Source organism: Variovorax sp. GW821-FHT09A10 (assembly GCF_059418385.1).
The window spans coordinates 413,064-426,946 of the sequence record NZ_JBWKPT010000002.1; the positions used below are offsets into that span (position 1 = coordinate 413,064).

Genomic DNA, 13,883 nt, shown 5'->3' on the forward strand with positions numbered 1-13,883 from the left:
AATCGGAAGAGGCCGCGCATCATCCGTGCCCAGAGACAAGCCGGCCCTGCCGCCGGCGTCAGAAAAAGAGAGCCCGACGATGGACCTGCACATTCACCCCCTTGCCCGCACCCTCGAGGTCCGCCCCGGCGCGAACCTGCTCGAGGTGCTGCGCGAGCACCAGGTGCCGGTGTCGTACAGCTGCATGTCGGGGCGCTGCGGCACCTGCCGCTGCAAGGTGGTGTCGGGCCAGCTGCTCGACGGCGGCCAGGACGCGATCCGGCCCGACGGGCAGGGCGAGCGCTACGTGCTGGCCTGCCAGAGCACGCTGACCGAAAGCTGCACCATCGAGATTCCCGAGCCCAACGAGGTGGTGGTGCACCCGGCGCGCGTGCTCAAGGCCACGGTCACGGGCATCGACGTGCTCACGCACGACATCCGCCGCCTGCGCCTCAAGCCCAACAAGCCGCTGGAGTTCTCGCCGGGCCAGTACGCGCAACTGCAGTTCGGCCCCGAGCTGGCGCGCCCGTACTCGATGGCCGGGCTGAGCCGCGACGCGGAGCTCGAATTCCATGTGCGCCGCGTGCCGGGCGGGCGCGTCACGGCCCACATCTTCGAGCAGCTGCGCGTGGGCGACACCGTGCGCGTGAGCGGCCCGCTGGGCACCGCCTACCTGCGCACCAAGCACCGCGGGCCGATGCTCTGCGCGGCGGGCGGCACGGGGCTCGCGCCCATCCTGTCGATCGTGCGCGGCGCGGTCGCTGCGGGGCTGACGCAGCCGATCCACCTCTACCTCGGCGTGCGTTCCGATGCCGACGTGTACGGCCTGCCCGAGCTGCGCGAACTGCAGGCCCAGCACCCCGGCCTGAAGGTGCACGTCGTGGTGGTCGCCGGCCCCGCGCGCGACGGCCAGCGGCTGGGGCTCATCACCGACGCGATCCGCGCCGACCTGCCCGCGGGGCTCGACGGCTGGCGTGCCTACCTGTGCGGCTCGCCGCCCATGGTGGAGGCCGCGAGCCGGCTGGTGCAGGCGCACGGCCTGGCGCCCGAGCAGACGCACGCCGATGCCTTCTACCTGCAAGGCACCTGAAAAACCGAACAAGAGAAAAGGAGACCCGATGACCACGCCAGCCGTCTTCCCCATCGAACTGCGCTGGGAGAGCGAAAAGACCAGCCGCATTCCCTTCATGGCCTACACCGACGAGGCGCTGCACAAGAAGGAGCTGCAGCGCTTCTTCTACGACAAGCACTGGTGCTATGTCGGCCTGGAGGCCGAGATCCCGAACCCAGGCGACTTCAAGCGCACCGCCATCGGCGAGCGCTCGGTCATCCTGTCGCGCGACGAAGAAGGCGCGATCCACGTGTTCGAGAACGTCTGCGCCCACCGCGGCATGCAGTTCTGCCGCGAGCGCCACGGCAACAAGAAAGAGTTCGTCTGCCCGTATCACCAGTGGAACTACACGCTCAAGGGCGACCTGCAGGGCGTGCCGTTCCGTCGTGGCGTGAAGCAGGACGGCAAGGTGCACGGCGGGATGCCGCCCGACTTCAAGACCGAAGACCACGGCCTGAACAAGCTCAAGGTCGCGTCGCGCGGCGGCGTGGTGTTTGCATCGTTCGACCACGACATCGAATCGTTCGAAGATTTCCTCGGCCCCGACATCCTCCATTACTTCGACCGCCTGTTCGACGGCCGCAAGCTCACCATCCTGGGCTACAGCCGTCAGCGCATTCCGGGCAACTGGAAGCTGATGCAGGAGAACATCAAGGACCCGTACCACCCGGGTTTGCTGCACACCTGGTTCGTGACCTTCGGGCTCTGGCGCGCCGACAACAAGTCGGAACTGAAGATGGATGCACGCGGCCGACACGCCGCCATGATTTCCACGCGCGGCAGCGCGGGCAAGGCCGCGCAGGTGACGCAGGTGTCGAGCTTCAAGGAAAGCATGCAGCTCAAGGACCCGCGCTTTCTGGACATCGTGCCCGAGCCCTGGTGGGGCGGGCCGACGGCGGTGATGATGACGCTGTTCCCCAGCCTCATCCTGCAGCAGCAGGTCAACAGCGTGTCGACGCGCCACATCCAGCCCGTGGGCCACGACGCCTTCGATTTCGTGTGGACGCATTTCGGCTTCGAGGACGACACGCCCGAGATGACGCAGCGCCGCCTGCGCCAGGCCAACCTGTTCGGGCCGGCGGGCTTCGTGTCGGCCGACGACGGCGAGGTGATCGAGTTCTCGCAGGAAGGCTTCGAGCAGAAGCCCTACCACCGCACGCTGGCCGAGCTCGGCGGGCGCGAGGTGGAGAACACCGACCACATGGTGACCGAGACGCTGATCCGCGGCATGTACCGCTACTGGCGCGAAGTGATGGAGGCCGCATGAGCACGCTCGACACCGCCACCTACCTCGACCTGTCGCGCCTGTATGCGGCGTACGCGCACGCCGTCGATTCGGGCGACTGGGACCTGTGGCCTGCGTTCTTCACCGAGCAGTGCAGCTACCGCCTGCAGCCGCGCGAGAACCATGAGCGCGGCCTGCCGCTGGCCACGCTCTCGTTCGAAAGCCGGGGCATGCTTGAAGACCGCGTCTACGGCATCAAGGAGACGTTGTTCCACGACCCGTACTACCAGCGCCACGTGGTGGGCCTGCCGCTGGTGCACCGTGTCGACGACGACGGCACCATCCACAGCGAGGCCAACTACGCGGTGTTCCGCACCAAGCTCGACGGGCCGTCGACCGTGTTCAATGTGGGGCGCTACATCGACAAGGTCGTGCAGACCCCCGAGGGCCTCAAGTTCGCGTCGCGCCTGTGCGTGTTCGACAGCGAAATGATCCCGAACTCCATCATCTATCCCATCTGAAATAGAGCCATGCCAGAAAAAGAACCAGAGACCCACGGTGCCCCGTTGCGCCGCTTCACCGACCCGGCCTACGTGCCGCTGTGCGCCAACCTCGCTGAAGTGCGCGAGAACATCGATCGGCTCGACCGCCAGATCGTCGCGCTGCTGGCCGAGCGTGGCCGCTACGTGAAGGACGCCGCGCGCTTCAAGCGCGACGCCTTCCAGGTGTCGGCGCCGCAGCGCCAGCAGGAAGTGATCGACAAGGTGAAGGCGCTCGCCGAGAAGGAGGGCGCCTACCCCGAGGTGGTCGAGGCCGCCTACCGCGCGCTCATCGCGGGCTTCATCGCGCGCGAGCAGCAGGACCACCGGGGCATGGTCGACGTGGAGGTGCAACCATGACGCGCGCACGCCTCTTCGTTGCCTACACCGCCGTGGCCCTGGCCGCCGCTGCCCACGCGCAAGACTGGCCGCAGCGCCCCGTGCGCATCGTGGTGCCCTTCGCGGCGGGCTCGTCGCCCGATATCCTGGCGCGCATCGTCAACGACAAGCTCGCGGCGCGCATCGGCCAGCCGCTGATCGTCGAGAACAAGCCCGGCGCGGGCGGCAACAGCGGCACTGACGCGGTCTCGAAGGCGCAGCCCGACGGCTATACCTTCCTGTTGTCGGTGAATGCGCCGCTGGTCTACAACACCATCCTCTACAAGAACCTGCCGTACGACCCGTTCAAGGACCTCGTGCCGGTGTCGCTGGCCGCGACCACGCCGAACGTCTGCGCGGTCTCGAATTCGATGGGCGTCGATTCGGTCAAGGGCTGGCTGGCGGCGATGAAGAAGAACCCCGGCAAGTTCAACTTCGCCTCGACCGGCAACGGCTCGATCTCGCACCTGGGCGTGGAGCTCATCAAGGCCAAGACGCAGTCGTTCGCGGTGCACATCCCGTACGCGTCGTCGGGCCAGGCCGTGACGGCCATCGTGCAGGGCGACGTGCAGTACGCCTGCCTGCCGCCGGTCACGGTGATGCCGCAGGCCAAGGCCGGACGTCTCAAGGCGCTGGCCGTCACCTCGGCCGAGCGTTCGGCATTGCTGCCCGACCTGCCCACGCTGCGCGAATCGGGCCTGCCCGACATCCAGGCCGTGCCGTGGTTCGCCTACATGGCGCCCAAGGGCACGCCGAACGACGTGGTGCAGCGCATGAGCCGCGAGATTGCTGCGGCGCTGAAAGACCCCGACACGGTCAAGCGCCTGCAGACCGCGTACTTCGACCCCGTGGGCAGCACGCCCGAAGGCTTGTCGAAGTTCATGGACGAGGAACTGCGCCGCTGGAAGCCGGTGATCGACCGCGCCGGCCTCAAGCCCGATTGAGAAAAGGGAGCCCACGATGAGCACGATGACCTGGGTCGACGCTGCGGCGGTCGACGACGTTCCCGCCGACGACGTGGTCGGCATCGAGGTGCAGGGGCGCGACATCGCGCTGTACGGCACCGACGACGGCATCCACGCCACCGACAACATCTGCACGCACGGCCATGCGCGGCTGTGCGACGGTTTCCTGGAAGGCCACGAAATCGAATGCCCGCTGCATCAGGGCCGCTTCGACGTGCGCAGCGGCAAGGCCATGTGCGCGCCGCTCACCGAAGACCTGCGCACCTACCCGGTGAAGATCGAGGGCGGGCGGGTGTTCCTGGCGTTCGAAGGCTGAACTGTTCTGCCTCTAGCGATGGCAATCTGTCTCTGTTCGCGCCCGATCGGTTGGCGACAATCGAGGCCCGTTTTCCTGGACATCCGATGACAGAACCACACAGCCGCGACCAGATCGCCGACCTGATTGCCGCCGAACTGGGCCACCGCTTCGACGGCGAGATCCTGGCCGGCGGCCACTACGTGCCGTTGGTGCGCGACGGCCGCACCGTCTACCTCAGCGGCCAGGTGCCGCGCGTGGGCACCACGGTGGTCGTCACCGGCCGCGTGGGCGATGCCGTGTCGCTCGACACCGCGCGCGAAGGCGCCCAGATCTGCGCGCTGCGCAGCCTCGCGCTGCTGCGCCGCGCCCTCGGCTCGCTCGATGCGGTCGAGAAGGTGCTGCGCGTGGGCGTGTTCGTGCAGTGCACGGCCGACTTCACGCAGCAGAGCGAGGTGGCCGATGCCGCGTCCGACCTGCTGCACCGCGTGTTCGGCGAGGCCGGCGTGCATGTGCGCACGGCGGTCGGCGTCTATGCGCTGCCGAAGAACGCGACGGTCGAGGTCGAGATGACGGTCGCCACGACCCACGCCGCCTGACCTAGGAGCGTTCGCGGCGCGCGGGCTCGCTGCGGTGCAGGTGCACCGCCAGCGTGTCGCGCGGCGGGCGCACCGCGCATTGCGCGAGCAGCCGGCCGGCTTCGCCCCGGTGGTAGCCGTTGTGCGTCACGACGTGGGCCAGCATTTCTTCGCGCGTCATGCGGCCCTTGTCGCCGTCGGTGAACACGAAGGGCAGCGGCTCGGCCAGCAGCGCCGGCGTGAGCGTGTCCAGGTAGGCGAGGTACCAGCGGTCGGACTCGGCCACGGCCGCGCGCAGGTCGGCCAGCGTGGGCGTTTCGGGCGTGTTGTCGTCGGTGAAGCCGTGCGGCGTGCCCGTGAGGTGGCCCGCGAAGATCCGGTTCACCACGTGGGCATGGTTGACCACGCGGATCGCGGCATGCCGGGCGTCGGCGTGCTGCACGGGGTCGAGGCTGGCCATGCGGTCCAGCAGCTCGTCGTTGGCCCACGCGTGGTACTGGAACAGCGTGCGCAGCAGGGGTGGGGCGCTCATGTCGGGTGTCCTTGTCGTCGGGGAACCCGGATGTTCGCGGCAGGCGCGGCGCCTGTCCAGCCGCCGCCGGGTCAGCGCTCGCCGAGCATCCAGCGCGTGCGGTCGCCTCGTCCCGGCAGGTGCAGCGCGGCGGTGGCCGCGGGCGTCTCGGCCAGCAGCCGGCCCTTGCGGAACACCTTGAGCCGCGTCGCGCGCAGGCGGATGGCCTCGACCGGGTCGCGCGCCTGCAGCAGCACGAAGCTGGCGTCGCAGCCGGCTTCCAGGCCGTAGCCGTCCAGGTGCATCACGCGCGCCGCGCGCGTGGTCACGGCCTCGAAGCACTGGTGGATGCCGGCCTGGCCGGTCATCTGCGCCACGTGCAGGCCCATGTGGGCCACCTCGAGCATGTCGCCCGAGCCCATGCCGTACCACGGGTCCATCACGCAGTCGTGGCCGAAGGCGACGTTCACGCCGGCCGCCAGCAGCTCGGGCACGCGCGTCATGCCGCGGCGCTTGGGGTAGCTGTCGTGGCGGCCCTGCAGCGTGATGTTGATGAGCGGATTCGACACCACGCTCACGCCGCTCTCGGCAATGAGCGGCAGCAGCTTGCTCACGTAGTAGTTGTCCATCGAGTGCATCGACGTGCAGTGCGAGCCCGTCACGCGGCCCTGTAGGCCCAGGCGCAGCGTTTCGGCGGCCAGGGTCTCGATGTGGCGCGAGAGCGGGTCGTCCGACTCGTCGCAGTGCATGTCGACCAGCTTGCCGCGCTCGGCCGCCAGCTCGCACAGCAGCTTCACGCTGGCCGCGCCGTCGGCCATGGTGCGCTCGAAATGCGGAATGCCGCCGACCACGTCCACGCCCTTGTCGAGCGCGCGCGTGAGGTTGTCGAGGCCGCCCGGCGAGCGCAGCACGCCGTCTTGTGGAAAGGCCACCAGCTGCAGGTCGATGTAGGGCGCCACCTGGCGCTTCACCTCGAGCAGCGCGTCGACCGCGAGCAGGCTGGGGTCGCTCGTGTCCACGTGCGAGCGGATCGCCAGCAGGCCCTTGGCCACGGCCCAGTCGCAGTAGGCGAGCGCGCGTTCGATGAGCGCATCGGCCGTGAGCAGCGGCTTGAGCTCGCCCCACAGTGCGATGCCTTCGAGCAGCGTGCCGCTCTGGTTGACGCGCGGCTGGCCGTAGCTCAGCGTGGCGTCCATGTGGAAGTGTGGGTCGACGAAATGCGGCGCGAGCAGCAGGCCCTGGGCGTCGAGCGTTTCATGCGCGGGCGCGGCCAGGCCGGGCGTGACTTCGGCGATGCGGCCGTCCTGCACGGCAACCGACATGCCGGTGCGGCCGTCGGGGAGGGTGGCGTTGGTGATGAGGAGGTCGAGCATCGGTGGGGTGTTTTTCTTGAGGGGCGCTCAGCGCGTGCGCTGCGCGCGGAAGCGGTATTGCCCTGCGGCCGGCCCGACCTCGATGGTCACGCGGCGCAGCTTGTCGCCGTGCCCCGAGTCGGCCTTGGCCGTCACCACGATGCCGCGCGGCGTGGCGCGGCAGGTGAGTTCGCTCAGGGAGATTTCCGCGTGGTCGTTGTCGAGCTCGGCGATGGCGGTCGTGTGCACGGCGTACAGGCTGTAGTTGCGGTCGGCCTCGCCGCGCGCCATCCACTGCACATAGAGGAACGACTGCGCGAAGGCTTCGGCGTGGATTACGCGGTAGGTGCCGTGGTGGTCGGGGCCCCAGGTGCCGCAGGTCTGCACCCAGGTGACGGCGTCGTGGGTGGCGAAGCGCTCGGGGCCGTAGTCGGCGCCGAGGGCGTGGGCGCCGCTGCCGGCCAGGGCGAGCAGCGCGGTGGCCACCAGGCGACAAAGGCGAGGCCGCGTCATCGGCATGTCAGCGTTCTCCCTTGCGGTAGGGTTTCATCAGCGCCTGCGGGTAGCTGGCCTTGCGCGCCACCAGCACCAGCGCCAGGATCGACAGCAGGTAGGGCAGCATCAGGTACAGCTGGTAAGGCAGCACGGCATCGCCCGATTGTTGCAGCCGCAGCTGCAGCGCGTCGAAGAACGCGAACAGCAACGCGCCGAGCAGGGCCTTGCCGGGCCGCCACGAGGCGAACACCACCAACGCCACGCAGATCCAGCCGCGCCCGTTCACCATGTTGAAGAAGAAGGCGTTGAAGGCCGACAGCGTGAGGAACGCGCCCGCCACGCCCATCAGCGCCGAGCCCGCCACGATGGCGCCGGTGCGCGTGGCCGCGACCGACACGCCCTGGCTCTCGGCCGCCTGCGGGTTCTCGCCCACCATGCGCAGCGCCAGGCCGAGCGGCGTGCGGTACAGCACCCAGGCCACCGCCGGCACCAGCAGCAGCGCGAACAGCGTGAGCGCGGTCTGCGCGCCGAGGATGGGCACGGGCAGCCAGTCCATCGGCGCGAAGGGCGTGATGGTCGGCGGCGTGTTCACCTTCGGAAAACTCACGCGGTAGCCGAAGTAGCTCAGCGCCGTGGCCAGCAGCGTGATGCCCAGCCCCGAGACGTGCTGCGACAGCGCGAGCCCGACGGTCAGAAAGGCATGCAGCAACCCGAACACCATGCCCGTGAGCGCGGCCACGCCGACGCCGGCCCACAGCGGCGCGCCGGCATACACCGCGAGCCAGCCGGTGAAGGCACCCGCGACCATGATCCCCTCGATGCCGAGGTTGAGCACGCCCGCGCGCTCGCACAGCAGCACGCCCAGCGTGCCCAAAATGAGCGGCGTGGCGATGCGCAGCACCGCGACCCAGAAGGCGGGGTTGGAAAGAATGTCGAGCAGGTCGGTCATGGGGAGTTTCTCCCTCCCCTTCCGGGGGAGGGCCGGGGTGGGGGCACGCGGCGCTCGCTGTGGGAGCCGATGCCCCCATCCCAGCCTTCCCCCGGGAGGGGAAGGGGCAAGACCGAGGTCATGGGCGCCGTCATTTGGTCATCCTCACCCGATACTGCGTGAGCAGCGTCGCCACCAGCACCGCGATCAGCGAGGCCGCGACGATCACGTCGGCGATGTAGGTCGGCACGCCCACGGCGCGGCTCATGGTGTCGGCGCCGACCAGCACGCCGGCCACGAACACGCCAGCGGCGATCACGCCCAGCGGGTGCAGCCCGGCGAGCATCGCGATCACGATGCCCGTGTAGCCATAGCCCGGCGACATGTCGAGCGTGACGTAGCTCGTGCGGCCCGCCACCTCGATGGCGCCGGCCAGCCCGGCCAGTGCGCCCGAGAGCAGCGCCACCATCACGACGGTGCGCGTCACCGGCACGCCGGCGAAGGCGGCGGCACGCGCATTGGCGCCCACGGCGCGGATGTCGAAACCCAGCACCGTGTACTTGAAGATCGCCCACACGATCACCGCGAGCGACACCGCCCACAGCAGCCCGGTGTGCACGCGCGTCTGCGCGATGAGCTTGCCCAGCTCGAGGTCGGATTGCAGCGACACGCTCTGCGGCCAGCCCATCGCCGTCGGGTCTTTCATCGGCCCGTCGAGCAGCGCCGACACGCCCAGCAGCACGATGAAGTTGATGAGCAGCGTGGTGACCACTTCGTCGACGCCGAGCTTGTTCTTCATGAGCGCCGGGCCCAGCAGCATCAGCGCGCCGGCCACCGCAGCGGCCAGCATCATCAGCGGGAACAGCACCCACGGCGACAGTTCGAAGCCTGTGCCGCCATGCATGCCGCCCACAGCCACGGCGGCGAGTGCGCCCGCGAACAGCTGCCCCTCGGCGCCGATGTTGAAGAGCCGCGCCTTGAACGCGACCGTGGCGGCCAGGCCGGTGAGGATGAGCGGAATGGCCCGCGTCAGCGTCTCGCTCCACGCGAACACCGAGTCGAAGCCGCCCTGCAGCAGCAGCGCGTAGGTGCGCCCGACCGGCGCGCCGGCCCAGCGCACGAGCAGCGCGCTCACCAGCAGCGTGAACACGACCGCGCCGATGGGGGCCAGCACCAGCGCGGCGCGCGAGCTTTCGTGGCGTCGTTCGAGGCGCATCATGCGGCGGCTCCCGGGCGTTGCGGCGCCGTGGCGCCGGCCATCGCCAGGCCGATGGCCTCGCGCGTCCAGGCCGCGGCCGGGCGCGCTTCGCCGAGGTGGCCGCCGTGCATCACGGCCACGCGGTCGCCGAGCGCGAGCACTTCGTCGAGGTCGTCGGAAATGACGAGCACCGCCGCGCCGGCATCGCGCGCGGCAATGAGCTGCTGCTGCACGTAGGCGACGGCGCCGATGTCCAGGCCCCAGGTCGGCTGGTGCGCGACGATGAGGCGCGGGGCGCGGTTCGGGTACTTCTTGTTGTCGGTGTCTTGTTCCACTTGCTCAGGCGCCAGCAGCGCCCGCCCCAGGATCAGTTTCTGCATGTTGCCGCCCGAGAGCGAACGGGCCGGCGACATCAGGCCGGCACCGCGCACGTCGAAGGCTTTCTCGATGCGCCGGGCATGGAGCCGTGCGGCCGCACGCCGGACGATGAACGACCAGCGCGAAAAGACAGGGCTGCGCAGCCGCTCGGACACGGCGTTCTCCCACACCGGCAAGTCGCCGACCACGCCGACCGCGTGCCGGTCTTCGGGGATGCGCGCCACGCCGCGCTGCACCAGCCGGGCGGGCGAGGGCGGCAGCGCGCGGCCCATGAACTGCGCGCTGCCGGAGACGGCGCGGCGCGTGCCGCTCAGCAGCTCGGCCAGCGCGACCTGGCCGTTGCCCGAAACGCCGGCAATGGCGGTGATTTCCCCCGCGCGCAGCGTGAGCGACACCTCGCGCAGGCGGTCCTGCCCGCCGTCCTTGGCGGACGCGGTGCTCACGTGGTCGAGCACGCACACCGCGTCGCCCACCGACTTCGCGGGCCGGCGCTGCGGCGCCTCGACCGCGTGGCCGACCATCCACAGCGCGAGCTGCGCCTGCGTGGTGTCGGCCGTGCGCGCCTCGGCGACCAGCTTGCCGCCGCGCAGCACCGCGATGCGTTGCGACACGCGCAGCACCTCGCCGAGCTTGTGGCTGATGAAGATGACCGACAGGCCCTGCGCCACCATCTGCGCGAGCGTGGCGAACAGCGCCTCGCTCTCCTGCGGCGTAAGCACGGCCGTGGGTTCGTCGAGGATCAGGATGCGCGCGCCGCGGTACAGCGCCTTGAGGATTTCCACGCGCTGGCGCTCGCCCACCGAGAGGCTGCCGATGGTCGCGTCGGGCTGCACCGGCAAGCCGAAGCGCTGGGCCACTTCGAGCAACCGCGCACGGGCCGCCGCGCGGCGCGAGACCGGGCGCCACAGCGGCTCGGTGCCCATCGTCACGTTGTCGAGCACGCTGAGGTTGTCGGCCAGCGTGAAGTGCTGGTGCACCATGCCCACGCCGGCGGCCAGCGCGGCCTTGGGGTTGCCGGGCGGCAGGGGCGAGCCGAAGACTTCGATGCGGCCTTCGTCGGCGACGTAGTGGCCGAACAGGATCGACATCAGCGTCGACTTGCCGGCGCCGTTCTCTCCCAGCAGCGCGAGCACTTCGCCGGCCTGCAGGTCGAGGGAGATGGCGTCGTTGGCCACGAGCGGGCCGAAACGCTTGGTGATGCCCTGGAGGCGAAGCACGGTGGGGTTCATGGGCAAACAGGTGGCGACGGCAGGTCGCGGCAGAAATTCTCGATGGCCCGCGCGGAGGCGGCGGGCGAGGCCTGCAGCAGGCCGTGGGGGCCGTCGAGCTGCACCAGGTGCAACGCCGACAGCCCGCGCTGAAGGGCGGCCACCGCGCGGCGCGGCACCACGCGGTCCTGCAGCGCCTGCAGGTACATGGCGGGCACGCCGACCCGCGGCAGCTTGTCGCGCACGTCGACGCGCTGCACTTCCTTCATGCGGTGGGTCATGACCGCGACCGACACCTGCTTCAGCGAAGCCTGGAGCATGTCCGACAGCTGCGGCGACGCCGAGCCGCCCAGCAGCAGGTGTCGCATCGGCGCGCGCATGAGCTTCGAATGCAGCAGGCGCATCGACAGGTCGAGCAGGCCCGCGCGCATCAGCGCCAGGCCGGGCGCGGGCCGGCGCGCGAAGCTGCAGCACAGGATGAGGCCGCGCAGCCCCGGAGGACGCGAGGCCGCGAGGGAAATGGCCAGCGGCCCGGAAAACGATTCGCCGAGCAGCACGAAGGGCTGCTGCGTCGGCAGTTGCGCACGCACCAGCGGCTCGAGTTCGTCGTAGCCCAGCACCTGGCGGCCCGGGTAGCGCACGACGTCGATGGCGGCCTGCGGCCCCAGGGCCTGCGTCAGCGGTGCGAAGAGATCGCCGGTGCCGTCCATGCCCGGCAGCAACACAAGACGCGGCAGGCGCCCGGGCGCCACCGTCACTTCCACGCGGCCAGGAAGGCCAGCATGACCTTGGCCGAGTTGTCGGCCGCGATGCTCATGAAGGTGCCCATCTCGTTCTCGCCGTCGCCGCCGCCCGCGAGGTCGCTGAGCGAGCGGAAGGCGATGTAGGGCACGCCGTTGCTGTAGGCGACCATGCCCACGGCGGCGGTTTCCATGTCGAGCACGTTGGCCTGGAAGGTCTTGTAGGTGTATTCGCGGTACGCCTTGTTGTCCATGAAGGCCTGGCCCGACACGCCGTTGCCGCCCACCACCAGCTGCGGCTTGCGCGGCAGGCATTTGCCGGCGCCGCAGTTCGCCAGGTCGACATTGCGGATGCTGCGCGCCACCTCGAGCATCTTCGGATCGGCCGCGAACCAGAACTTGCGCTCGATGCCCGGCTTGGCCGCCGAGCGCACCTCGACCGGGCGCGGGAAGTTCATGCCGAAGTTGGGCAGCGTGGCGTCGGTGATGAAGGGCGGCGCGCGGTACGTGCCGGGCGCGGTCTCGCGCGCCATGAGCACCTCGAGGTACTGGCCCCACTGGGCCGGCACCGTCACGTCGCCCACGTGCAGCGACGGGTTCACGCCGCCCGCGATGCCGCTGAACACGATGCCGCTGATACGAAAGCGGTTGAGCACGAGCTGCGTGTTCATGGTCGCGTTCGTCATGCTGATGCCCGAGAGGAACAGCACCACGGGCTTGCCTTCGAGCGTGCCGGTGGTGAACTCGACGCCGTTCACGCTGTGTTTGCGGGGGCCTTGCAGGCGCGTGAGCAGCAGCTTGAGCTCGGGCTCGAAGGCCGAGATCACGGCCAGGCGCGGCGTGTCGTCCAGCCGCGTGCTGCTGTTGATGCTGGCGCCGGTGCCCTTGTAGACGCCGACGCAGCCCGACAGGCCCACGGCCAGCACGCCGGCCGCGAGGAGGGAACGCCAGCGGACCGTCGTCATCGGCTTTTTCACTTGGCCGTCGACTTGGGTTGTGCGTCGTCCACCTTCACGGTGAACTTGCCCGCAAGAATGTCGGCCTGCTTGGCCTTCACCTTGGCCACGACGTCGGCCTGCACCTTCTTCTCGAAGGTGCCCAGCGGGGCGAGCTCGGAGCCCTTGTGCTTCATGTGCGAGTACACGCCGTAGTCCTCGGCGGCGAACTTGCCTTCCTTCACGAGCTTGATCGCGCGGTCGGCCGAGGGCTCGAAGTTCCACAGCGCCGAGGCCACCACCGTGTCGGGGTACTGGGCCTGCGTGTCGATCACGTTGCCGATGGCGAGCTTGCCCTTTTCCTTGGCCGCGTCCGACACGCCGAAGCGCTCGGCGTACATGATGTCGGCGCCCTTGTCGATCATCGCGAAGGCCGCTTCCTTGGCCTTCGGCGGGTCGAACCAGCTGTTGATGAAGCTCACGCTGAACTCCACCTTCGGATTCGTTTCCTTCGCGCCCGCCATGAACGCGTTCATGAGCCGGTTCACCTCGGGAATCGGGAAACCGCCGACCATGCCGATGCGGTTGCTCTTGGTCATCCCGCCCGCGACCATGCCGCTGAGGTAGGCCGGCTCCTGGATGTAGTTGTCGAACACCGAGAAGTTGGGCGCCTGCGGCTTCAGCGACGAGCCCATGAGGAACGCCACCTTGGGAAAGTCTTTCGCGACCTTGCGCGCCGCCGCTTCCACCCCGAACACCTCACCCAGGATCAGCTGGTTGCCGCCCGTGGCGTACTCGCGCATCACGCGCTCGTAGTCGGCATTGCTCACGTTCTCGGTGGCCTTGTATTCGATCTCCCCACGCGCCTCGGCCGCCTTCAGCGCCTTGTGGATGCGGCCCACCCATTGCTGCTCGAACGGCACCGTGTACACGGCAGCCACCTTGAGCTTGGCCTGCGCGAGCGCAAGGCCCGGGGCGCCCGCCGCAAGCGCTGCGGCAACGGCGATGGAACGAACGATCAATTGACGGCGTGCTGTCACGGTCTTCTCCTCGATGAAATGAAAGAAC

16 protein-coding genes are annotated in these 13,883 nt (G+C 69.4%); 7 read left to right on the forward strand and 9 right to left on the reverse strand.

Annotated features, from left to right (window positions below):
- Positions 1–79 precede the first annotated feature (79 nt).
- From AC07Q9_RS08725 to AC07Q9_RS08755, 7 genes are all read left to right on the forward strand, one after another.
- Positions 80–1,069 carry a 2Fe-2S iron-sulfur cluster-binding protein gene (locus AC07Q9_RS08725; protein ID WP_495308766.1) on the forward strand — a complete coding sequence of 330 codons (990 nt, stop codon included), beginning with the start codon at positions 80–82 and terminating at the stop codon, positions 1,067–1,069.
- A 28-nt stretch (positions 1,070–1,097) separates the two neighbouring features.
- Positions 1,098–2,357 (forward strand): aromatic ring-hydroxylating dioxygenase subunit alpha, encoded by a 1,260-nt coding sequence (locus tag AC07Q9_RS08730; protein WP_493192255.1) that lies wholly within the window; start codon positions 1,098–1,100, stop codon positions 2,355–2,357.
- The gene (locus AC07Q9_RS08735) at positions 2,354–2,836 is read left to right on the forward strand and encodes an aromatic-ring-hydroxylating dioxygenase subunit beta (protein ID WP_056580648.1); all 483 of its coding nucleotides are present in this window, start codon (positions 2,354–2,356) and stop codon (positions 2,834–2,836) included. The genes AC07Q9_RS08730 and AC07Q9_RS08735 overlap by 4 nt, the downstream gene beginning before the upstream one ends.
- A gap of 9 nt (positions 2,837–2,845) precedes the next feature.
- Positions 2,846–3,214: a chorismate mutase gene (locus AC07Q9_RS08740; RefSeq protein WP_062477800.1), complete on the forward strand. Its 369-nt coding sequence runs from the start codon at positions 2,846–2,848 to the stop codon at positions 3,212–3,214.
- Positions 3,211–4,176: a Bug family tripartite tricarboxylate transporter substrate binding protein gene (locus AC07Q9_RS08745; protein ID WP_495308770.1), complete on the forward strand. Its 966-nt coding sequence runs from the start codon at positions 3,211–3,213 to the stop codon at positions 4,174–4,176. The genes AC07Q9_RS08740 and AC07Q9_RS08745 overlap by 4 nt, the downstream gene beginning before the upstream one ends.
- A gap of 16 nt (positions 4,177–4,192) precedes the next feature.
- Positions 4,193–4,513 (forward strand): non-heme iron oxygenase ferredoxin subunit, encoded by a 321-nt coding sequence (locus AC07Q9_RS08750; RefSeq protein WP_056580656.1) that lies wholly within the window; start codon positions 4,193–4,195, stop codon positions 4,511–4,513.
- Positions 4,514–4,599: 86 nt separating this feature from the next.
- On the forward strand, positions 4,600–5,091 hold the full coding sequence (locus tag AC07Q9_RS08755) for a RidA family protein (protein ID WP_062477794.1): 492 nt from the start codon (positions 4,600–4,602) through the stop codon (positions 5,089–5,091).
- Between the two features lies 1 nt (position 5,092).
- Here the strand turns inward: AC07Q9_RS08755 and AC07Q9_RS08760 are convergent, their stop codons facing one another.
- The 9 genes from AC07Q9_RS08760 to AC07Q9_RS08800 form a co-directional block, all read right to left on the reverse strand.
- The gene (locus AC07Q9_RS08760; RefSeq protein ID WP_062477792.1) at positions 5,093–5,602 is read right to left on the reverse strand and encodes a DinB family protein; all 510 of its coding nucleotides are present in this window, start codon (positions 5,600–5,602) and stop codon (positions 5,093–5,095) included.
- Positions 5,603–5,673: 71 nt separating this feature from the next.
- Entirely contained in the window at positions 5,674–6,954 is a 1,281-nt protein-coding gene (locus tag AC07Q9_RS08765; protein ID WP_495308773.1) for an amidohydrolase family protein, read from the reverse strand.
- A 27-nt stretch (positions 6,955–6,981) separates the two neighbouring features.
- Positions 6,982–7,446 (reverse strand): hypothetical protein, encoded by a 465-nt coding sequence (locus AC07Q9_RS08770; protein ID WP_495308775.1) that lies wholly within the window; start codon positions 7,444–7,446, stop codon positions 6,982–6,984.
- Between the two features lie 7 nt (positions 7,447–7,453).
- Positions 7,454–8,377: an ABC transporter permease gene (locus AC07Q9_RS08775; RefSeq protein WP_062477785.1), complete on the reverse strand. Its 924-nt coding sequence runs from the start codon at positions 8,375–8,377 to the stop codon at positions 7,454–7,456.
- A 130-nt stretch (positions 8,378–8,507) separates the two neighbouring features.
- Positions 8,508–9,572, reverse strand: coding sequence for an ABC transporter permease (locus AC07Q9_RS08780; RefSeq protein ID WP_495309948.1), 1,065 nt, complete (start codon positions 9,570–9,572; stop codon positions 8,508–8,510).
- Entirely contained in the window at positions 9,572–11,161 is a 1,590-nt protein-coding gene (locus AC07Q9_RS08785; protein WP_144004379.1) for an ABC transporter ATP-binding protein, read from the reverse strand. Before AC07Q9_RS08785 ends, AC07Q9_RS08780 begins: the two co-directional genes overlap by 1 nt.
- Complete coding sequence (locus AC07Q9_RS08790; protein WP_495308778.1) at positions 11,158–11,904, reverse strand: alpha/beta fold hydrolase; 747 nt, start codon at positions 11,902–11,904, stop codon at positions 11,158–11,160. Before AC07Q9_RS08790 ends, AC07Q9_RS08785 begins: the two co-directional genes overlap by 4 nt.
- A complete protein-coding gene (locus AC07Q9_RS08795) occupies positions 11,895–12,845 on the reverse strand; it encodes a 5'-methylthioadenosine/S-adenosylhomocysteine nucleosidase (protein ID WP_495308780.1) in 951 nt (316 codons plus the stop codon). Before AC07Q9_RS08795 ends, AC07Q9_RS08790 begins: the two co-directional genes overlap by 10 nt.
- An 8-nt stretch (positions 12,846–12,853) precedes the next feature.
- A complete protein-coding gene (locus AC07Q9_RS08800) occupies positions 12,854–13,855 on the reverse strand; it encodes a BMP family protein (RefSeq protein ID WP_495308783.1) in 1,002 nt (333 codons plus the stop codon).
- Positions 13,856–13,883 lie beyond the last annotated feature (28 nt).